Raw genomic sequence first — 21,539 nt, 5'->3', positions numbered from 1 at the left:
GGAACAAGTCATGTCGATCTACATCAACAAAGACACCAAAGTCATCACGCAGGGCATTACCGGCAAGACCGGTCAGTTCCACACCGAGAAGTGCCAGGAATACGCGAACGGCAAGAACGCCTTCGTGGCGGGCGTGAACCCGAAGAAGGCCGGCGAGTCGATCTTCAACATCCCGATCTTCGGTTCGGTGAAGGAAGCCGCTTCGCAAACCGGCGCCACCGTGTCGGTGATCTACGTGCCGCCGGCAGGCGCCGCGGCCGCCATCTGGGAAGCCGTCGAGGCCGACCTGGACCTGGCGATCTGCATCACCGAAGGCATTCCGGTTCGCGACATGCTCGAAGTGCGCAACAAGATGAAGGCCAAGGAAGCGGCCGGCGGCAAGAAGACGCTGCTGCTGGGCCCCAACTGCCCCGGCCTGATCACGCCCGACGAAATCAAGATCGGCATCATGCCCGGCCACATCCACCGCAAGGGCCGCATCGGCGTGGTCTCGCGCTCGGGCACGCTCACGTATGAAGCCGTGGCTCAACTGACGGAAATCGGCCTGGGCCAATCGTCGGCAGTCGGCATCGGCGGCGACCCGATCAACGGCCTGAAGCACATCGACGTGATGAAGGCATTCAACGACGATCCGGACACCGACGCGGTCATCATGATCGGCGAAATCGGCGGACCGGACGAAGCCGACGCCGCCCGCTGGTGCAAGGAACACATGAAGAAGCCGGTGGTCGGCTTCATCGCCGGTGTCACCGCCCCTCCCGGCAAGCGCATGGGCCACGCCGGCGCACTGATCTCGGGCGGCGCCGACACGGCCGATGCCAAGCTCGCCATCATGGAAGAGTGCGGCTTCACCGTAACGCGCAACTTCTCGGAGCTGGCAAAGCTGCTCAAGGCACAGCTCTAAACCGCAGCAGCTCCCCTCTCTGCGCACCACGCAAAAAGAAAAAAGCGCCCGCAAACCCTGCGGGCGCTTTTTTCACTACAACACAGTGGAAAAGAGACATGGAACTCCTTCAAAGCACCGATTTCTGGATCGGCCTGGTCAAGATTGTCTGGATCAACATCATTCTTTCGGGTGACAACGCCGTGGTGATTGCGATGGCTGCCCGTTCCCTGCCGCCCGCGCAGCAGCAGAAAGCCGTGCTGTTCGGCTCCGGCGCGGCCGTGGTGCTGCGCATCGTGCTGACCATCGTCGCCGCCAGGCTGCTGGCGCTGCCGTACCTGCAGATCGTCGGCGGCCTGCTGCTGCTGTGGATCGGCCTGCAGCTTTTGGGCGAAGAAGAAGAGGATGACGGCGAGGCCAAGGAATACGGCAGCATGCTCGCCGCCGTGCGCACCATCCTGCTGGCCGACCTGGTCATGAGCCTGGACAACGTCATTGCCGTGGCGGCTGCCGCGCAAGGCAGCATGGTGCTGCTGGTGCTCGGCCTCGCAATCAGCATTCCGCTGGTGATTTTTGGCAGTACGCTCATGATCAAGCTCATGGAACGTTTTCCGATCATCGTCATGCTGGGCGCCGCCCTGATCGGCTGGGTCGGCGGTGAAACCATTGCAAGCGACGTCTCGCTGCATGGCGTGCTCGCGGCCAACCCCTGGCTGCACTATGCGGCCGCGGCCGCCGGTGCATTTTTCGTCGTGGCCGCCGGCCGCTTGCTGCAGCAGCGCGCCCGCGCCTCGGCCGGGCACTGACGCCGCGCGCCTCGCTTGTACAAAATGGTGAGCGTCGGCGCGTCCCTTTTCTCCAATCGGCCCGCGCTGTCCTGGGAGTTTGCCGCGTTGACCGACGTGGGGCGCGCGCGTGCCCACAACGAGGACGACCTCCATGTCGATCCGGCGCTAGGCCTTGCCGTGCTGGCCGACGGCATGGGCGGCTACAAGGGTGGCGAAGTGGCCAGCGCCATGGCGGTGTCGCTGGTGCATGCCAGCTTTGCCCGTTGGTTTGCGCAAGCCGGTCCCCAGGCGCCCGCACGGGTGATACGGCGCGCCCTGCAGGCCGCCACCGACGAGGCGAATTCGGCGATTCTCGAAGCCGGCATCTCCAACGAGGAGCTGCAGGGCATGGGAACGACCCTGGTGCTGGCTGCTTTTCGGCCGCAGCGCGTGCTGGTCGGCCACATAGGCGATTCGCGCTGCTACAGGCTTCGCAACAACAAGCTCGAGCAGCTCACGCGCGACCATTCGCTGCGCCAGCAGCAGCTCGACGCGGGCGCAATCACCGCCGAGGAGGCGCTGCATTCGCCGCACCGAAACCTGGTGACGCGAGCGGTCGGCGTCGAGGCACAAGTCGTGCTTGAAATGCACGAACACACCGCAAGGCCCGACGACCTGTATATGCTGTGCTCCGACGGGCTCAGTGAAATGATCTCGGATGCGCAGCTTTTCACGCTTTTGAACCACGATGTCGAGCTCCAGCAGAAAGCAGCACTTTTGGTTGCAATTGCAAACGACAATGGCGGACGGGATAACATTTCGGTTGTCCTGGCAAGAGCGCGTGTCCAAGATGCGCCTTCTGCCGCCTAGCCCCGGGCCCGAGCGACCGCCGGTCGCCGTGCCTGCCACCAACCAATTTCTGTAAATCGGGGAGTCGGCAATGCCGAAAATGATCATTTCGATCGATGGCGTTGTCATCGAACAAGTGGCGCTCGCCAAGGACCGGACTACGCTGGGACGGCGCGCCTACAACGACATCGTCATCGATAACCTGGCGGTCAGCGGCGAGCATGCCGTGCTGCACATGCGCGGCGGCGAAGTCGAAATCGAGGACCTCAACAGCACCAACGGCACCTACGTCAATGCGCTCGTGGTCCAGAAGCAGGTGCTCAAGGACAGCGACGTCATTGAGCTCGGCGGCTGTCGCATTCACTTTCGCGCCCGCAACAACCTGGAGCCCGGCGCGGGCTCGGTACACAACGTGTCGGACGATTTTTCGTCCTCCATTCCCCTCTCGTCCGCGCCGACCGAGGCCGGTGCGCTGGTCGAAATGGGCGTGCCGGTACTGCGCGAGCTCTCGGACACGGGTGCCGGCCAGGACCTGCCGCTGCAGAAGGTTGTCACCACCATCGGCAAGCCCGGCGTTGCCGTGGCGGTTGTCACGCGCCGGCGCCAAGGCTATGTAGCGGCCAGCGTCATGGGCGAGGTCAGGCTCAACGGCAATCCCCTCGGTACCGACGCCGTCGGGTTGCAGGAACTCGACGTGCTGGAACTCGGCGGCGCCACGCGCATGCAGTTCGTGCGGGTCTGAACTCAGGCCCGCGTAGCGCCGACGCCATGAATGCGCTCCGGCGGCATTGGCCACGCATCGTCATTACTCTGCTGCCGGTTTTGCTTGCCCTGGCGCATGCCACCGGTGCCTGGCGCCTGAGCGTGCTCGACCACCTCGACCACTTGATCTACGACACCCGCCTGCGCGCCACCATGCCGGGCACGCTCGACCCCCGTATCGTGATCGTGGACGTCGACGACGCCAGCCTGGCGCGGCAGGGGCAATGGCCCTGGGCGCGAGACAAACTGGCCCGGCTGACCAGGGAACTCACGGGGCGCCAGCAGGCGGCGGTGCTGGGCTTCGACGTGATGTTCGTCGAGCCGGACCGAAGCTCCGGCCTCGACAAGCTGCGGCAGATTGCGCGCGGGCCGCTGCGCGACATGCCCGGCCTTGCTGCTGAAATCGAACGCGTGGCGCCATCGCTCGACAACGACGCCATCTTTGCCAAGGCCTTGGACGGCCAGCGCGTGGCCCTGGGCTATTACTTCACGCGAACTGAGAAGCCCGGCGCCAAGGGACAGTTGCCGGCGGCGCCGCTGTTGCTACCCGAGGCCTTTCCGGCGGACCATGGCTACGCCACGGCGTGGAACGGCTTCGGCGCCAACCTGCCGGTGCTGGCGGCTGCCGCGCCGGCATCGGGTTTTCTCAATACGCTGGTCAGTTCGAGCGACGAAGGCATCATTCGCACCGTGCCGCTCATCGCGCGCTATGAGGGCGACCGCGGCCGGCCCGGGTATTACGAATCGCTGGGGCTGGCCGTCTACAGGCTTGCCACTGGCACGCCCCCCGTGCTGCCGGCCTTTGCATCGGGCGGCGCCGTGCCCCGGCTGCAATCGCTCATCGTGGGCGGCCTGCGCTTGCCGGTCGACACAACAGCCAGCATGCAGGTGCCGTTCCGCGGTCCGGGCGGGGCGAATGGCGGCTCGTTCCGCTATGTGCCGGCCACCGACGTGCTCGAGGGCCGGCTCGCGCCGGGCGAACTGAAGGGTCGCATCGTGCTCGTGGGCGCGACAGCACCAGGTTTGCAAGACCTGCGCGCCACGCCGGTAGGCGCGGCGTTTCCCGGTGTCGAGGTGCATGCCAACGTGGTGTCGGCCATGCTCGACCGCCGCTTGCTCGCGGTGCCCGACTACGCGCCCGGCTACGAAGTGCTGAACGTGCTGGCCGCGGGGCTTGTGCTGGCGCTGGGCCTGACGCTGCTGCCGGCGCCGCGCGCCGTTGTGCTCGGCATCGTCACCGTTGTCGTGCTGGTCGGCGTGAATGCGTGGCTCTACCGCAGCCACAGTCTTGTGCTTCCGCTGGCGTCCGCCCTGGCCATGGCCGCGTTGGCTTTCATCTCCAACATGGGTTGGGGCTACTTCATCGAGGCCCGCGCGCGCCGCGGGCTGGCGCGGCTTTTCGGCACCTACGTGCCGCCCGAACTGGTAGACGAAATGCTCGTGACCCCCGGCCGCTACAGCATGCGCGCCGAGAGCAAGAACATGACCGTCATGTTCTGCGACATGCGCGAGTTCACCCGCCTTTCGGAGCAGATGACTCCGGCCGAGCTGCAGGCCTTTCTCAACACCCTGTTCAACCGGCTCACCAGCGTGATCAGCGCGCACCGCGGCACCGTCGACAAATACATGGGCGATTGCGTCATGGCCTTCTGGGGTGCGCCCATCGACACCCCCGAGCACGCCACCCTTGCCGTGCGCGCCGCGCTCGAAATGGCCGAAGCCGTGCGCGACATCAACAAGCTTCACGTTGCCGACGGGCGCCCCCAGATCAGCGTGGGCATCGGCATCAACAGCGGCGTGATGAGCGTCGGCGACATGGGCTCGGCGGCGCGGCGCAGCTACACCGTCGTCGGCGATGCGGTCAACCTCGCTGCCCGGCTTGAAGGCCTGAGCGCGCACTACGGCGTGGAGATTGTGGCCAGCGGCGTCACCCGCGAGCTCGCGCCCGGCTTTCTCTGGCAAGAGCTCGACAGCGTGCTCGTCAAAGGCAAGGCCCAGGCCGTGGCCGTATTCACGCCGCTCGGCCCTAGCACCAGCCCGCAGACGGGGGCCGCGCAGCAGCACGCCGAGCAACTGCATCGCTGGGCCGGCGTTCTTGACGCCTACCGTCGCCAAGACTGGGCCGCAGGCCGCAACTTGCTGGATCCGCTGCTCGCGGCGGATGCCAAAAAAGTCCTTTACCAGCTCTACGCCCAGCGATTAGCCTCCATGGCATTGCGGCCATACGACCCTGAATGGGACGGCGCAACCCGGTTCGAAACCAAATGACGACAGGCACAAGCAAAGGGACTTTCACAATGCAGGTTCGCGTGCTGGGTTGCTCGGGCGCCATCGCCAAGGACTGCCGGACCACATCCTTCCTGGTCGACACCGACCTGCTCGTCGATGCCGGCACCGGCGTGGGCGACCTCACGCTCGACGAAATGGCCGGCATCGACGACGTAGTGCTTACTCACTGCCACCTCGACCACATCGCCGCGCTCCCCCTCATGCTCGACGCCGTCGGCGCCCGCCGCACCCGCCCCGTGCGCGTGCACGCCCTGCGCTCCACCATCGAGGCGCTGCGGGCCCATGTGTTCAACAACGTTATTTGGCCGGACTTCGAGACCATTCCGAGTCCGCAGGCGCCCTTCGTGAGCTTTCACGACATAACAGTCGGCCAAGTCCTGCAGCTTGGCAGCGCCACGCCCAAGCGCATCGAGGTTCTCCCCGCCGTGCACACCGTGCCCGCCTGCGGCTTTGCCGTATGCCGCGCCGATGGTGGCGCCAACTGGGTGTTTACCGGCGACACCGAACGCAACGCCCCCTTCTGGGACCGCGTCAATGCGCTGGACGTGGCCATGCTGGTCATCGAAACCGCCTTCAGCAACCGCGAGCAGGCGCTGGCGGAACGCAGCCTGCACCTGTCGCCGCATGTGCTGGCCGACGAGCTGGCGCATATCGATCCGGGCAAGCAGTACCCGATCTACATCACGCACACAAAGCCAGCAGAGACCGAAGAAATCATGAGCCAGATCCAGTTGCTGGCTGGGCACCAAGTGCCGGGGTTGGCTCAGCGGGATATCCGGTGGTTGAAGGCGAATGGGGTGCTGACCTTTTGAGCCGCCGGAGGACTGGCATGACAAATTTGTCACGCATTTGAGCCTTTGTAAGCGATTTATGTCACTCAATGTAACTTGTGTAGGCATGAAGTGACGGGTTTCGTCGGCCAAAGGCTCGAAACGGGGTGGCACAGATGCTGCGATATGTACTGCGCGCCGGGCTTGGTTCCCGGGCTGTACAAACCAACCTGGAGTTTTTGAATGAACCGTCGTTCTATCGCACGCAACGTGCAAAAGGGTTTCACCCTTATCGAATTGATGATCGTTGTGGCGATCATTGGCATCTTGGCTGCGGTGGCTCTGCCGGCGTATCAGGATTACATCGTGAAGTCTAAGTGGGCCGTCAACATCACTGAAGTTGAAGGCGTCAAGTCCGCGGTTAAGGCATGTATGGACGATTCGGCTGGCGACGGTACTCTTTGCGATACGTTGGCAGATCTGCAAAAGTATGGCTACGCGGGTACTGCGTTGACGACTCCCAAGTATGGAAGCATCGTAGCTTTGACCGGCACGGCCGGAACTGCAGGTACACCTCCCACTCCTGGTAAGGTGAACATCGCTTTCACCGGGACCGCGGAAGTGAAATCGTTGGTTTATAACGCCGATTGCGCGATCAACGCTGGCGGCAATATTGCATGTGTTGCAACAGCTGCTGACACTCTTGGTAACTATGTGAAGACCACGGGCCGCTAATTACTGCTCATTGAAAAGATATATGTCAAACCGCCTTCGGGCGGTTTTTTCATTTGTTTTTAACCGTTGATGCGCTACGCCATCCGCGGAAGTTTTCACAACATCCGGGATTAAAAAACTGGATTGCACGGTTCGAGTGCGCACTCCATCACCGAAGGCGTGGCTGTTCGAACCAGCAAATTGCTCCAAATGGACAGCCACGGCAGGTAGCAACGAGGTCATGTTGATCTCACCACTCCTGCATGAGAGCCGTGAGCGCCTACTAGCAGAACGTGACATTTAGCTGCACGGCTGCCTAGTCGACGTCGGCGTCAGCGCTGGGGTTTGCTCCGAAGTCGAGCGCCTAGTTGCAGTGGCGCTAGAGCCGGTTGCCTCGCCACGATCTAGTTCGGAGCACCGCCGACGTCACGATTCTGGCTAGGCCGATGATGTCGGCTCGGCTCCCGCATCGGCCGAGCCCTTCCGAGCACTCGCTCAAATTCCATCTCGACCGGTTTTCTCGTTGCCCCGGCTGGAAGACTAGTCAACTGCTTATCGCAGATCGGTCGATTCCTCGAGCGTCCGGGTCGCCCGCGGCGTGCAAAAGCTCTGCGTTTCTGACAAACGGTAGCTTTAAGGCGGCGAGTGGTTCTTCGCCGTAGTAACAATTCGCGCGACAAACGTTACCATAAGAAACGTTATTCAACCGATTGACACCTAGGTCTGGGACCGGGGCGCGCAATGAAAACATCAACTCTGTTACCGCAAGCGCAAAAGGGCTTCACCTTGATCGAGGCGATGACTGTGGTTGCCGTCGTGGCTATCTTGGCCGCGCTCGCGGCACCATCGTTCACGACGATGATTGCCAATCAAAGAGTGTCATCCGCAGCACAGGAATTGCAGACCCTGTTCGAGTTCGCCCGTGCCGAGAGCGTTTACAAGCGCACTGAAAGCACCGTTACCGCGACGGGCCAGAAGTGGCAGGTCAAAGTAGGGAATCAAGTGCTGCGCGAGGCCACGCTGTCCGATGTGGTCAGCGTCGAGCCCGACTCCGCTGGGGGTGTGGCCTTCGAAGCCTCGGGCCAGGCCCGACCTGCTGCCGGTAGCGCCCCGTACACGCTGTCCTTTTCCACGACCAATGCAACGCGCGTGCAGTGTCTCAGCGTGAGCGGGCCGGGCTTGGTGCGCGTGCAACGTGTGGCAACCGGCGAGGCCTGCCCATGAGGTCCGGCGGTTTTGTCGGAGTTTCTTCCATGAAAGTCTCCCGTTCATCTTCTTCTTCGCCGTCCCGGCAGGCGGGCTTGAGCCTTATCGAGGTTCTCATGGCCGTTCTGCTGGTGAGCATTGGCCTGCTCGGCGCCGCAGGCATGCATGTGCGCGCCATCGGATTCACCACCGACACCGAGCGGCGCCAGATGGCCTCCATGGTTGCCTCCGAACTGATGGAGACGATGCGCGGCGACACGCTCACCGCCCTGGATGCGAATGGCGCGCCAAAGGTGGATTTGGGCGGCTACGCGAAAGCGGCGGGAGCAGAACTGGCGGCCGTTGCTGCGAACGACTGCAAGCCGTTGGCCGCCGAGCCGGCCAAACGGCTGGGTTGCTGGGGCGCACGGGCCAAGCAGCTCATGCCTGAATTGCCGGATGCTCTTCTCACGAGCAACTTCATCGTCGGCCTCGATGTAGGCAGCGGCGTCATCTCGGTCACCGTCGCCTGGCCGGTCAAGAAGGGTCAATGTCTGGATGGAACCGACAATGATTTTTGCTCATACACGTTGCGATCGAGGCTCTGAGTCCATGTTGCGTACATATCAGCAGTTGGCGCACGGCCGCACGATCGATCGCTCTTGCGAGGCCCAGCGAGGAGTTTCGCTGGTGGAACTCATGGTGGCGGTGGCGGTAGGCCTCTTCGTCATTCTGATTGCCACCACAATATATATGGAAGGGTTGCGTAACTTCGGTTTTCGCACAAGTCAGAGCGAGAACCTCGGCAACAGCCGTTACGCGCTGGGAGCCCTGGACAACGAGTTCACGAAGGCCGGCTATCGGCGCGACCCGACGCAGGCCATGGAGCAGGCGTTTCCAGCGGACGAAGCTGCGCATCCCAACGGCTGCCAGTTCGCCGCGGGCCAGGCGATGTACGCGGTCAACGCCAGCACTTTGTGCATTCGCTACCAGGCGCGCGACAACGACGAGAAAGACTGTGCGGGATCGGCGGCGGGCATCGCCGGGCTGAAGGCGTATGAAGCACCGCCCGCGCCGGCCCTGGGCGCGGGTATGTTCGTCGAAAAGTACTTCCTCAGTGGGGAAGCGCTGGCTTGCCAGGCCGGCAGTCAGGCCGACCCCAACAAGCAGGAAGTGGCCGCCGGCGTTCGCGGCGTGCATTTCGAATTCGGCGTCGGCAAAGGCAGCGACTCGCTCGCCGAGCGTCGCGTCGAGCAATTCAAGACGGCCATTCCTACGGGCGACGACGTCATCCGTTCGTTGCGTTATGCCGTGCTGCTGGCGAGTACGACCGAGAGGGTCACGGGGGGCATCGACTCGTCGGTGTGCGACCGATGGACAGGCGCAGGGGGCGACGTCGCCAATTGCGACACCAGCAAGGGCCAGCTCTACCAGCTTGCGAGCGGCTCCCTCACGTTAAGAAACCTGATGCCATGAGCGCGCCACACCACTCTTTGTCTTCTTCCCGGCGCGAGCGCCAGCGCGGAGCCGCGCTGTTCGTCGCGATGATCATGATGCTGCTGGTGTTGGTACTGGCGGTGGTTGGAATGCGCAGCGTCACGCTCGAGGCGCGCATCGCGGGCAACATGCTCGAAAGCCAGAAACTTCAAGAGACGGCGGACGGCGCGCTGCGCGAAGGTGAACGCACTATCCAGAAGTACGGCATATCGCTTGCCAAGTGCGCGGATGGTGCGACCACCCCCCTCGACGGGGTCAAGCCCTGCTACGTTGCCGAGGCCCGCACCGATGTCCTCGGATTGAACACGTCGTTTACCACCCATGCCGCTGCTACGGGGTTCGCGGCGCCTTACGCCTCCTGGTACCCGCGCTACATCTCCACCGTCTGTCCCAAGGGGTCGAGCGCCACATCGGCGCTCGAGGCCGCAAATGCCGGCTGCACTGAGTTCTATGAACTCAATGCCCAGGCCACCGCGGACGACGACGTGCAAATCTGCGGGCCGCAGGCGTTTTGCCTGCGCTCCACGGTCAATCTGTTCATCAAATAATCGAGGAGGGCTGAAATGGCTCGTTCCACCGGTTCAAACCGCTCACCCTTTCGCATCTTTCATACGCTCGGCTTGCTCGCGGCCGCTGCGGCCTTGCTGTTCGGCCAGCACCTGGCTACCGCGCAGGACAGCGGAGACACGGGCCTGGCACAGACGCCGCTGTTCGTGAGCGAGAGCAACCCGCCGCTGAACATGCTGGTGATGGGGCGCGACCACAAGCTCTACTACGAGGCCTACAACGATGCCTCCGATCTGAACGGTGACGGCGTGATCGACGTGGGCTACAAACCCGACCAGATCGATTACTACGGCTACTTCAACAACAACGCCTGCTACGAATACAGCAACGACAAGTTCACGCCGGTCGCGGCTGCCACGGGTGCCAAGAACAAGATATGTGCAGGCGGAACCCGTTGGAGCGGCGACTTCCTGAACTATCTGTCCACATCGCGCATGGACGCCATCCGCCGGGTGCTCTACGGCGGAACGCGCGTGACCGACACCACCGCCAGCACCGTTTTGCAGGCGGCCTATCTGCCTCGTGACGCGCATTCCTGGGGCAAGGCGTACGACCCGGCCCGCGACGGCACCGTCTACAACATCAGCGACTACGCGCCGCTGGCACAGCCGGTGAGCGGCACGCGCCATCTCTTTGCCGTGACCACACTGGGCGAAAGCGGCGACAACGCGATCCCCCGTCTGCGAGTACTCAACGACTCGAAGTTCCAGATCTGGGACTGGGTTTCCAAAGAGGGAACGGCGGGACAAGAGCTTTGCTTGGGCGGAGTGGCATGCGCAACCAACGGCACTTCGGCATTCGAGATCTTGCCGAGCAGCGCATATCGCAATCTGACCATCATGACGTGGAAGAAGACCGACAAATCGGAGACGCCGCCGAACGCGTCGCAAATGAAGAAGTTCTTCGACTCCAACGGTAAAAATACGAACCTGTGCGGCACGGGCCCGATCAGTTCGATCGACACGACAGGCGCAAACAACAACCCCTTCAACGGCACCAATGGCTGCACCCACGACAACTACCTGACAGAGATCCAGGGTGAGATCTACATCCCTGCGGTGGGCACCTACACCTTTGGCGTTGATGGAGACGACGCCGTGGAGGCCACGGTAGATGGCAAGGACTGGGGCTGGTATGGCGGCCATGGCGGAGACCGCAGCCAGGCCGGTTTGCAAAGCCACTCAAAAGACATCACGTTTACCACTGCAGGATGGAAGACGGTGAATTTCCGCCATGTCGAAGGATCGGGCGACGACAACTGGGGGCTGGCGATGAAGATCACGCGGAACGCCAGCGTCATCACGACCCACAAGATCCGGGTGGAAACCTGCTCCAGCAACGACTCGGCCTTGCGTGAAGCCAGCTGCAAGGCCTATCCGAACAGCGGCGGCACGCCCGTCTACAAGCCCACAGGCTTGCTGCACGATTTCGGTGAAAACAACAAGATGTACTTCGGCCTGCTCTCTGGCTCGTACCAGAAGAACATCGCGGGGGGTATCCTGCGGCGCAACATCAGCAGCTTTGCTGACGAGGTCAACCCACAAACGGGCGTATTCCAGACCGGCGTCGCCGGCGTGGTTGCCAACATGGACCGCCTGCGCCTGATCGGCTTCAACGGCAGCCAGTACAACGATTGCGGCTGGATCGCCGACGGTCCCATCAGCGGCAAGACCGATCCGTCGATATGTTCGATGTGGGGCAACCCCGTCGGCGAGATGATGTTCGAGACGCTGCGCTATTTTGGTGGAGCTACCGGTCCGCACAGTCAGTACGACTACGGCAGCGGGGCGAAGGACAGCATAGATCCGCTGAATCTTTCCAAGCCTGACTGGGTGTCGCCCTACGCGGCAAAACCAAACGGCGGCGGCTACCAGCATTGCGCGCGTCCGGTAATGACGGTGGTCAGCGACATCAATCCTTCGTATGACACGAAAATGCCGGGTAGCCGCTTCCAGTCCATCGCAGTCAATGCGGACGCACTGACCGGCTTCAACGTGGCCAACGAGGTTGCGGCCATCGGCACGGCCGAGGGCATCAATGGCAAGAACTTCTTCATCGGCCAGTCGACCTCGACCAATGCGAACGGCGCACCGTCTGTGAAGACGGTCGACGATCTCTCATGGGTGCGCGGCCTCTCGCCCCAAGAGCCCAGCAAGGAAGGCAGCTATTACTCCGCGGGGGTCTCGCGTTTTGGTGCCAACAACGCTGTTTTTGGCAATGCCCGGGGCAAGAACCGGCTGATGACGTATTCGGTAGCCATCGCTTCCCCGTTGCCCGAGATTCGGTTTCCGGTAGGCAATAGCCGATTCGTGACGATCTCCCCTTTTGCCAAGTCTGTTACCGGCTACAACATCGATCCCACGCGCTTCGCGCCGACCAACCAGATCGTGGACTACTACGTCGACCGCATCGCCAACACCGGCGCAGCCGACCAGAATGCCAACATCAACGGTGGGCGGCCCTATGCAGAGTTCCGCATCAACTACGAGGACGTGGAGCAGGGCGCCGACCACGACATGGACGCCATCTCGCGTTACACCGTTGCGCTACAGGCGGACGGCAGCGTGAAGGTCGACATGCTGTCCGAATACGCCGCCGGCGGCATCGGGCAGCACATGGGCTATGTGATCTCCGGTACCAACCAGGACGGCATGTATCTGGAGGTGCGGGACAAGGACACGGGTTCGGTGTACTACGCGCTGAACACGCCTCCCAGCCGCGCGCCTGGCTATTGCGTCGGGAAATCCAACGATTCGGAGTGCGCCAACCTGCCGCTCACGGCCAGTCGGACCTTCACGCCCAGCACCACGGGTTCTTCGGGTAGCTTCCTCAAGGGCCCTCTGTGGTACGCCGCCAAATACGGTATGCCGGGGCGTGATCCCGCCTCGGTCGCGGGCGATCCGGACAACTATTTCCTGGTCACCAACGCCACCACGCTGAAGGCGCAGATGACCAAGGCCTTCAACGATATCTTGCAGAACACCAATTCGGTGACGGCTGTGTCGGTGGACGTGCCCGGCGGCACCATCGCTTCGGGCGCAGATATCTACCGCACCCGCTTCGAGGCCGAAGGCTGGGTCGGTGACGTAATCCGCGACAGGCTGACGGATAACGCCACCACCGGCTTGAACTACGTGCGTCAGTGGAGCGCAGCAGAGCAGCTGGCCGCGCGCACAACGCCCCGGAATATTCTTTATGCGGGTGCAGGCGCCACCACGCCCACCCTACGTCCATTCACCTTTGCGGGCATTGGTGGGCAGACGGCCGATGCGGCCTGGCTCACCGCGCTCAACAGGAACCCTGCCACCAACCAGGCAGATGCCAGGGCCGAACAGCGCATCAGCTTCCTGCGCGGCGAGAGCGAGACGTTCCGTGCCCGCAAGGTCCTGCCCAGCGGCAAGCCCAATCTGCTCGGCGACATCGTCAATTCGTCGCCGCTGCGCGTCAAGGGCGCGCTCTACCGGACAACAGCTGCGGATGCATTGGAGGGCACAGGCAGCAACTACGCCGACTTTGTCACCGGTCAGGCAAGCAAGCCGGAGATGATCTATGTGGGCGCCAACGACGGCATGCTCCACGCCTTCCGTGCCGAGAACGGCGTGGAGGAGTTCGCGTTTATTCCTACGGCGTTGCGCAACAGTCTGAACACGCTCACCGCGCCCGATTACGGCAAGAAAGACGGCACATCGCACCGCTACTACGTCGACGGCTCACCGGTTGCCTCTGACGTGTATTTCGGCGGAGCGTGGCACAAGGTGATGATCGGCAGCCTGGGCGCTGGCGGCAGGCAAGTGTTTGCGCTGGACATCACCGACCCCACGTCGCCCCAACTGCTGTGGGAGTTCGGGTCCGATCAGAACGCCAACATGGGCAACTCCCTGCCGCAGCCGACCATCGCACGGCTCAATGATCCGGCGACTGGCAAAGGCAAGTGGGTTGCCCTGGTGCCCGGCGGTTATCAAGGGGGCAACAGCACCGCGGGCGGTGGCGGTGCCAGCCTGTTCGTCCTGGATGTTTCGAATGGCGCCGTGCTCCGGCAATTCAATCTGGATGGCGGCATGTCAGCTGACGAGTTGACGGCGTCACTGCCCCTGGGCAACGGGCTCTCGCGTGCAACCGCCGTGGATAACACCCGCGATGGCAAGGTGGACCTGGCCTACGCGGGTGACTTGGCGGGCAACGTGTGGCGCTTCGACATAAGCAGCGGCGACGTCTCGGCGTGGACGGTGCAGAAGTTCTTCACTGCCAAGGCCGCAGACGGCAAGCGCCAGGCGATCACGGCGGCTCCCTATGTGGTGCCGCACCCCACGGGCAAGGGCGATCTGGTGATCATTGGCACCGGCCGCCTGTTGACGGCCAGCGACAAGAGCAGCACGCAGAGGCAGACCGTGTATGGCGTTTGGGAGCGCTACAACGAAAGGGGCGTGGCGGCGCCCACACCATTGCCGACCGCAGCCAAGGGACGCGCCGATATGCAGAGCCAGTCGTTCGCGGAACTGGACACCGGCTCAGGCAACTTCTCGCTCACGAACAACACAGTGCAGTGGTACAAGACCGACACGACTGCCAAGCGGGACATCGATGTCGAAAAGTGGGGGTGGATGGTAGACCTGCCACGCAACGGCGAGAAGGTGGTCTATGACATGACGCTGTACGGCCGGGGGCTGTTCCTTTCGTCGGTGCGGACTTCAGACGATCCTTGTGCGGCGGGCATGAGCGGCACGATCTACGGCATCGATCCGAATGGCGGCGGCCGAACCGATTACGTCGTGTTCGACATGAACGGCGATGGATTTTTCAATGGCGCCGATGCAATGGCCGGCGGCCAGGTCAGTGGCACAGGAACGGGTGCGGGCAGGCAGACCATTCGCGGAGAGCGGGTGTTCGACCCCGAAGCAAACGCCGAGCGGCGCGTCAACCACGGTTTGCAGTTCGGCCGTCAAAGCTGGCGCAAGCAGCCGCCGAATCCGAGCTGATCTTTTTGAAGGAGAAACCAGTGCGCAATGCTGAAAAGGGCTTCACCCTGATCGAGCTGATGATCACAGTGGCCATCGTCGGCATTCTTGCGGCGATCGCTTATCCGTCATACACGGAGTACGTGATGCGGTCCCGGCGCGTAGAAGGGCAGAACCTGCTCAATGACGCAGCCGCCCGGCAAGAGCGTTTCAGGGCGCAGAACGGCGTGTACGCCGGCGCCGGCGAGTTGGACAAACTGAAGCTGCCAACAGGCCTCGCATCGCAAAACGGCTACTACACGCTGACCTTGGATGTGGTCGCCGACGACGGTGGCTTCACATTGAAGGCGACCCGCGCAGGGGCGCAGGCTGCGGATCGCAAGTGTGGCGACTTCACTTTGAATGCCAAGGGAGCCAAGGGCATGGCAGCCGATAGTCCGGGAACAGCGGCGACTTGCTGGCGCTAAGCCCCCTCACACCGCACGTGTAGAAGGACGGGGACAAAAGCGGTTGGCACAATCGAGCGGATGACGCTTCGAGCCATGCCCTTCGAGGCGCCCGCACCCGCCTCCGCTGCAAAAATCGGCCACGCCGTGCGTGCGGGGCTGATCGCATTCCCCTTTCTCTGCCCACTCGTCGGCGGGCCATCGGTCAATGTCTGGCAACTGATGGCAACTTGGGCGTGCGTTGCGGGACTGCTTGCGATTGGACCAGCCGCGCGCCCCAAGCAGGAGATATGGGTTTGGCTGGCGACGGGTGCGATTGCCGTGGTGCTGTCAGCGCGTGGGGAGCCTATTTCTTATTGGCTGCCGGTTTGCGCGACCCTGGCCGGTATTGCAGCTGCGGCCTGCGCGGGCGCCGGCATCGCCCAGGGCGGCCCCTCCGCCCCAGCGGTTCTGGCGACGGGCATTCTCGCGGCCGGCCTCGTCAGCGCCGTGCTCGGCCTGCTCCAGTACTACGGCCTGGCCGAACCGCTGGTGCCCTGGACCACCACCCCCGCGCTCGGCCAGGCGTACGGCAACCTGCGCCAGCGCAATCAGTTCGCCACGCTGATCAGCATGGCGCTGGTGGCGGCGCTCTGGATCCACGCCGCGCAGCCGTCGCTGCAGATCAGGCGTTGGCTGGTGGCGGCTGCTTTGCTGCTGTTGGTGGCCGCAGCGGCGTCGACGTCGCGCACCGGGCTGCTTCAGCTGCTGTCGATCGTGGGGGTCGCAACGTTGATCGCGTGGCGTGAACGCCGCAGCGCGCCTGTAACTGACACGAAGCATTTCAGCCTGCCCCCGCCGCTCGTGCTGGTGGCGATGGTCCCGATCTATTTCGCCATCGCCTGGTTGCTGCCGCAGCTCACCGCCAGCGAGGTCGAAGGCATGATGCGCCGCCTGCAGGAAGGCGCCCCAGGCGACCACACGCGGATGATTCTCTGGCGCAATGTGCTCACGCTGATTGCCGAGCATCCATGGACGGGGTGGGGCTGGGGCGAACTGGCCTTTGCGCACTACAGCACGCTGTATTCAGGGCCACGGTTCCCGGAGATCCTGGACAACGCGCACAACCTGCCGCTGCACCTGGCCGTGGAATTGGGCATTCCGGCCTCGGTGCTGATCTGCGGCGGGTTCATCTGGATGGTGCTGGCGGCGCGGCCCTGGCGCGAGCGCGATCCGGCGCGGCTGATGGCGTGGGGCATGCTGGGTGCGATCGTGCTGCACAGCCTGCTGGAATATCCGCTCTGGTACGGGCCGTTCCAACTGGCGTTCGGGCTGTGCCTGGGAGTGCTGTGGCCGGCGCGAGTTGCTTCGTCGCGGCAACGGTTCAATGCCAAGTGGCTCAACGCGCCGGTGTTGCCCGCCGTGGCGGCCACCGTGCTGGCGGCGGTGGTCGGCTACGCCACATGGGACTACATCCGCATCAGCCAGATCTACCTGCCGCGCGACGAGCGTTTGCCGGCTTACGAAGACGACACGCTGGCCAAGGCGAAGAAGTCCTGGCTCTTCGCACGGCAGGTGGGTTTTGCCGAACTGACGCTCACGCGGGTTACCACCGCCAACGCCGCCGAGATTCATTCTCTGGCCGCGCGAATCCTGCATTTCTCGCCCGAGCCCCGCGTGATCGTCAAGCTGATCGAAAGCGCCGAACTGACGGGGCGGGGCCAAGAGGCCTGGGAACAGGCGGAGCGCTTCCGCATCGCTTTTCCGGTCGAATACGAGCAGTGGCTCAAGGGCCAGCCGGTCGACGCGCGGTCGCCCTAGGTTTACCTGGCCGGCGAGCTAACCGGCGACGTAGCTCCCCGACTTTCCGCCGTGCTTTTCGAGCACATGCACGTCGGTGATCCGCATGCCCCGGTCAACCGCCTTGCACATGTCGTAGATCGTGAGCAGTGCCACCTGCACGGCGGTCAGCGCTTCCATTTCGACGCCGGTCGGCCCCACGGTTTCAACGGTGGCGGTGCACACCACTTGCGGCGCGTTGCCTTCTTCGGCCAGCGCAAACGCGAGCGCCACACGCGTGAGTGCCAGCGGATGGCACAGCGGAATGAGGTCGCTGGTTTTCTTGGCGGCCTGGATGCCGGCAATGCGGGCGATGCCGAGCACGTCGCCCTTCTTTGCGGTGCCCGATTCGATCAGCGCCAGCGTCGCGGGCTGCATCTCGATGCGGCCCGTGGCTACGGCCACGCGGTGGGTTGCGGGCTTGGCCGCGACGTCGACCATGTGGGCTTGGCCCTGAGCGTCGAAATGGGTGAGGGAGCTCATGTGTGAACGTTCGGTGTGGAGGTGCATCATACGAGCCCGAGCCATGGACGAGGAATGCCGCGCTTGACTCCTTTTGCCAAGAAAAAAAGTTCTGCCGCACCCGCGTTGCGGTCGTTGTGCGCTACCGTTTTAATAGCATGCCAGGTTGTGCTGCCGGTGCCTGCCCGCGCGCAGCTGCAGGTGCTGCCGGGCCTGGGCGACGGCGGCGAAATGACGGCCAGCGCGGAGCGCCAGTTGGGCGACCAGATCGCACGCGAGCTCTACCGCGACACCGACTACATCGACGACCCGGTGGTCGGCGCCTATGTGCAGGAAATCTGGCAGCGCCTTATGACGGCCGCCCGCGAGCGCGGCGAGCTCACGCCCGAGCTCGACGAGCGCTTTGCCTGGGTCGTTCTGCTGGGCCGCGACCGCAACATCAACGCCTTCGCGCTGCCGGGCGGCTACCTGGGACTGAACATGGGCCTGATTGCCACCGTGGGCAGCCGCGACGAGCTGGCGACGGTGCTCGGGCATGAGCTCTCGCACGTCACGCAACGCCACATCTCGCGCATCATGAGCAGGCAGGGCAAGCAGATGCCGCTCATGGTGGCGGGGCTGATCCTCGGCATGATCGCGGCCAGCAAGAGCCGCAACGCCGATGCGGGCCAGGCCGTGATCATGGGCAGCCAGGCGCTTTTCATGCAGAACCAGCTGAGCTTCTCGCGCGACATGGAGCGCGAGGCCGACCGTGTCGGCTTTGGCGTGATGACCCAGGCGGGGTTTGCACCGCAGGGCGCGGCGACGATGTTCGAGAAGCTGCAGTACGCCTCGCGCCTCAATGACAACGGCTCCTACCCCTATCTGCGCAGCCATCCGCTCACGTCGGAGCGCATCTCGGACATGCAGGGTCGCTTCCAGTTCCGCATGGACGCGGCCCCGGCCATGCCGCTGGTGATGGACCACGCCATGATCGCGGCGCGTGCGCGGGTGCTCACGCGGCCGGGTGTCGATGTGCTGCGGCTTTGGGTCGACGCCGCCTCGAGCGGCGAGTTCGCCAGGAGCAGCCCGGCCCAGCAGGCCGGCACGCTCTACGCGGCAGCGCTGTCGGCCAAGGAGCTGCGCGATTTCAGATCGGCGCGCGCGATGGCCGAGCGATTGACTGCGCGCACCGCCGAAGACGCATCCGCCGCCAAGCTGGCGCGATGGCTCAACGCTGAAATCGAGCTCGCCAGCGGCGGCGCTCCCAAGGCCGCCACCTTGCTCGACGTGAAATCCAGGGAGCGTCCGGAGATGCTGCTTGCGGCTGAGGCTGCCGTGGCCACCCGCCAGCCTGCGCCCATGGTGCCCGTGCTGCGCGACTGGGTGGCCACGCATCCGCGCGACGCCACTGCCTGGCGGGCGCTGGCCAATCTTTACGGCGCACAGAACGACACCTTGCGCGCCGTGCGGGCCGATGCGGAAGCGAACGTGGCCATCCTCGACTACCCGGCCGCACGCGACCGCTTCAAGGCCGCGCAGGAGCTGGTGCGCAAGCCCGGTGCGCCCATCGACCACTACGAGGCGTCGATCATCGACACCCGCGCGCGGGCCGTGGAGGCGCTGGTGAAGCGGCAGGCTGAAGAGCCGCCGCTGAGGTGAGGCTGGAGAGAGGCGGAAGGGAGCGCGGGCGTTTTGCTCAGCGCTTCGAAAGAAGCCCGCCCAAGGCCGCTTCGATGACCAGGCCCAGCAGCGAATACATCAGCGAGCCGATCAGCGCCGCCAGAAAGCCGCTGACCTGGAAACCCGCGAGCAGGCCCGATGCGGCCCAGAACAGCAGCGCATTGATCACGAACAGGAACAGCCCCAGCGTGACGATGGTGACCGGCAGCGTCAGCACCACCAGCACCGGCCGCACGATCATGTTGAGCAGGCCGATGACCGCGGCGGCAATCAGTGCGGAGCCGAAGCTGTTGACATGGACACCGCTGCTGTAGAGGTAGGCGACCGCCAGTAGCGCCACGGCGCTGAGCAGCCATTTGATGATGATGCGCATGCGCCGCAGGATACCCCAGCAGTCACAAAACGACGAGCCCCGGGGCGTTGCCGCACCGGGGCTCGTCAGGGGAGCGCTGAAGCCTTGGCTGCGCGGCTACTCCGCGAGTTCGTTCGCAAGCACCAGCAGCGCGCCCATGCCCATCACGGCACCGGGAAAAGCCCAGCCCGACTGGCGCGGCGGCGTCTGCTCGTGCGTGACCGGCTCCAGGTCGACGCCGATCTTGGGACGGCGCGCATCGACCACGTGCGTGGCCGCATGCTCACGCTTGAGTTGCTGCGTCAGTTCGGTCAGCGGGCCCTTGGCAAGCACCGCCGTCACCTGCCCGCCATTGCGCTCGAGCATGGGCAGCAGCTGCGCCTGCACCTTGCTGAACCACTTGGCGCGCCAGTTTTCGCGCGCGCTGTGGCTCACCCACTTGCTGATGCGGTGCGTCATGCGCGGAGCGCAGGCCACCAGTACCCAATGGCGCGCCACGACGCTGCCGGCATCCGGTGCGAGTTCTGCGAACTGCTCGGCGGCATAGCCAGCGTCGTCGACATAGAGAATGATCTTTTCCATGAGGCGCTCCTTTAAGTAGTTAGAGTGGCAGAGACTGTTCCATAGAGGAAGAGCATTTTCTCCGATGGCGGCTGTGGGCGATCAGCTCGTCGTCGCGGCTTCTTCGGCGTGCTTCGGGCGGCGCATGGCCACCAGCTTGCCGATGACCAGTACCAGCAGCGCACCGGCAATACCGGCGGCGTACCTGACGGTGTCGCTCTGCGGCACCTTCGGTACCCAGGTCCAGGCCGCGGTGTTCGACAACGCGGGATCGGAGACCGCCATGGTGCCGGCAATCCAGCCCAGCAGCATGCCGCCGACCGTGATGATGATCGGGAAGCGGTCCATCAGCTTGATGACCAGCTGGCTGCCCCAGACGATGATCGGAATGCTCACGAGCAGGCCGAAGATCACGAGCGGCATCTGGTGGCCTTGGCCGGCACCCTGAGCGGCGCCGGCAATGGCGATCACGTTGTCCACGCTCATGACCAAGTCGGCCACGATCACGGTCTTGACGGCGGCCCACAGCTTGTCGCTGCCCTGGATGTTGCCGTGCGCGTCGTCATGGTCGGGCGCCAGCAGCTTGACACCGATCCACACCAGCAGCGCGGCGCCGACCAGCTTGAGGAACGGAATCGCCAGCAACGTGAGCGCGAAGAAGATCAATATCACGCGCAGCACGATGGCACCGGCGGTGCCCCAAAGAATGCCCTTGGTGCGTTGCGCAGGCGGCAGCTTGCGGCAAGCCAAGGCAATGACGACGGCATTGTCGCCACCGAGAAGGATGTCGATCATGATGATCTGACCGACCGCGACCCAGAATTCCGGGGCCATGAACTGTTCCATACGTTCCTCTTGTCTTCGCGCGCCATTCGGCCATCCATCCTAAGAGGATTGGCGGCAGTTTGGCGCATTCGTTCGTTTCGATTCATCCCGTGCGGGCTGTTCGAAGCATGACGAAGACCGGTGGTGGAACCGGGAATTCAGGAACGCTTCGATC

General features: G+C 63.8%; 19 protein-coding genes. 15 read left to right on the top strand and 4 right to left on the bottom strand.

From position 1 onward, the window contains the following. Nucleotides 1-10 precede the first annotated feature (10 nt). From sucD to GOQ09_RS25465, 14 genes are all read left to right on the top strand, one after another. Nucleotides 11-904, top strand: a complete 894-nt coding sequence (sucD, locus tag GOQ09_RS25540; protein WP_007828710.1) for a succinate--CoA ligase subunit alpha — start codon at nt 11-13, stop codon at nt 902-904. Between the two features lie 98 nt (nt 905-1,002). Further along, a complete protein-coding gene (locus GOQ09_RS25535; RefSeq protein WP_157616429.1) occupies nt 1,003-1,689 on the top strand; it encodes a TerC family protein in 687 nt (228 codons plus the stop codon). Between the two features lie 24 nt (nt 1,690-1,713). Continuing rightward, on the top strand, nt 1,714-2,520 hold the full coding sequence (locus tag GOQ09_RS25530) for a Stp1/IreP family PP2C-type Ser/Thr phosphatase (RefSeq protein ID WP_157616851.1): 807 nt from the start codon (nt 1,714-1,716) through the stop codon (nt 2,518-2,520). Nucleotides 2,521-2,590: 70 nt separating this feature from the next. After that, nucleotides 2,591-3,241, top strand: coding sequence for an FHA domain-containing protein (locus tag GOQ09_RS25525; protein ID WP_157616428.1), 651 nt, complete (start codon nt 2,591-2,593; stop codon nt 3,239-3,241). Nucleotides 3,242-3,267: 26 nt separating this feature from the next. After that, entirely contained in the window at nt 3,268-5,529 is a 2,262-nt protein-coding gene (locus GOQ09_RS25520) for a CHASE2 domain-containing protein (RefSeq protein ID WP_157616427.1), read from the top strand. A gap of 29 nt (nt 5,530-5,558) precedes the next feature. After that, nucleotides 5,559-6,362 (top strand): 3',5'-cyclic-nucleotide phosphodiesterase, encoded by an 804-nt coding sequence (locus GOQ09_RS25515; RefSeq protein WP_157616426.1) that lies wholly within the window; start codon nt 5,559-5,561, stop codon nt 6,360-6,362. Between the two features lie 201 nt (nt 6,363-6,563). Continuing rightward, a complete protein-coding gene (locus tag GOQ09_RS26575; protein ID WP_157616425.1) occupies nt 6,564-7,055 on the top strand; it encodes a pilin in 492 nt (163 codons plus the stop codon). Between the two features lie 720 nt (nt 7,056-7,775). Continuing rightward, nucleotides 7,776-8,258, top strand: coding sequence for a GspH/FimT family pseudopilin (locus GOQ09_RS25505; RefSeq protein WP_157616424.1), 483 nt, complete (start codon nt 7,776-7,778; stop codon nt 8,256-8,258). 29 nt (nt 8,259-8,287) lie between these two features. Beyond that, nucleotides 8,288-8,827 (top strand): type IV pilus modification protein PilV, encoded by a 540-nt coding sequence (pilV, locus tag GOQ09_RS25500; RefSeq protein WP_157616423.1) that lies wholly within the window; start codon nt 8,288-8,290, stop codon nt 8,825-8,827. A 91-nt stretch (nt 8,828-8,918) separates the two neighbouring features. Next, complete coding sequence (locus GOQ09_RS25495) at nt 8,919-9,695, top strand: PilW family protein (protein ID WP_242631157.1); 777 nt, start codon at nt 8,919-8,921, stop codon at nt 9,693-9,695. Beyond that, nucleotides 9,692-10,264: a pilus assembly PilX family protein gene (locus GOQ09_RS25490; protein ID WP_157616422.1), complete on the top strand. Its 573-nt coding sequence runs from the start codon at nt 9,692-9,694 to the stop codon at nt 10,262-10,264. Before GOQ09_RS25495 ends, GOQ09_RS25490 begins: the two co-directional genes overlap by 4 nt. A gap of 15 nt (nt 10,265-10,279) precedes the next feature. Beyond that, the gene (locus GOQ09_RS25475) at nt 10,280-15,259 is read left to right on the top strand and encodes a PilC/PilY family type IV pilus protein (RefSeq protein ID WP_242630937.1); all 4,980 of its coding nucleotides are present in this window, start codon (nt 10,280-10,282) and stop codon (nt 15,257-15,259) included. A 20-nt stretch (nt 15,260-15,279) separates the two neighbouring features. Beyond that, nucleotides 15,280-15,705, top strand: coding sequence for a type IV pilin protein (locus tag GOQ09_RS25470; protein WP_157616421.1), 426 nt, complete (start codon nt 15,280-15,282; stop codon nt 15,703-15,705). Nucleotides 15,706-15,765: 60 nt separating this feature from the next. After that, nucleotides 15,766-17,484, top strand: a complete 1,719-nt coding sequence (locus GOQ09_RS25465; RefSeq protein WP_157616420.1) for a PglL family O-oligosaccharyltransferase — start codon at nt 15,766-15,768, stop codon at nt 17,482-17,484. 18 nt (nt 17,485-17,502) lie between these two features. Here GOQ09_RS25465 and moaC read toward each other — a convergent pair whose 3' ends face one another. Beyond that, nucleotides 17,503-17,985: a cyclic pyranopterin monophosphate synthase MoaC gene (moaC, locus tag GOQ09_RS25460; protein WP_028258305.1), complete on the bottom strand. Its 483-nt coding sequence runs from the start codon at nt 17,983-17,985 to the stop codon at nt 17,503-17,505. Nucleotides 17,986-18,039: 54 nt separating this feature from the next. On the opposite strand from moaC, the gene GOQ09_RS25455 reads away from it, so the two are divergent. Next, on the top strand, nt 18,040-19,605 hold the full coding sequence (locus tag GOQ09_RS25455; protein WP_157616419.1) for a M48 family metalloprotease: 1,566 nt from the start codon (nt 18,040-18,042) through the stop codon (nt 19,603-19,605). Nucleotides 19,606-19,642: 37 nt separating this feature from the next. Here GOQ09_RS25455 and GOQ09_RS25450 read toward each other — a convergent pair whose 3' ends face one another. From GOQ09_RS25450 to GOQ09_RS25440, 3 genes are all read right to left on the bottom strand, one after another. Continuing rightward, a complete protein-coding gene (locus tag GOQ09_RS25450; RefSeq protein WP_157616418.1) occupies nt 19,643-19,999 on the bottom strand; it encodes a phage holin family protein in 357 nt (118 codons plus the stop codon). Nucleotides 20,000-20,095: 96 nt separating this feature from the next. Further along, complete coding sequence (locus GOQ09_RS25445; protein ID WP_126749590.1) at nt 20,096-20,560, bottom strand: hypothetical protein; 465 nt, start codon at nt 20,558-20,560, stop codon at nt 20,096-20,098. Between the two features lie 81 nt (nt 20,561-20,641). Next, nucleotides 20,642-21,385, bottom strand: coding sequence for a TerC family protein (locus tag GOQ09_RS25440; RefSeq protein WP_157616417.1), 744 nt, complete (start codon nt 21,383-21,385; stop codon nt 20,642-20,644). Nucleotides 21,386-21,539 lie beyond the last annotated feature (154 nt).

Source organism: Variovorax paradoxus (assembly GCF_009755665.1).
Taxonomy (GTDB): Bacteria; Pseudomonadota; Gammaproteobacteria; order Burkholderiales; family Burkholderiaceae_C; genus Variovorax; species Variovorax paradoxus_G.
Note: the sequence above shows the minus strand (reverse complement) of the source record. Positions and strands in the feature narration are given on the sequence as shown.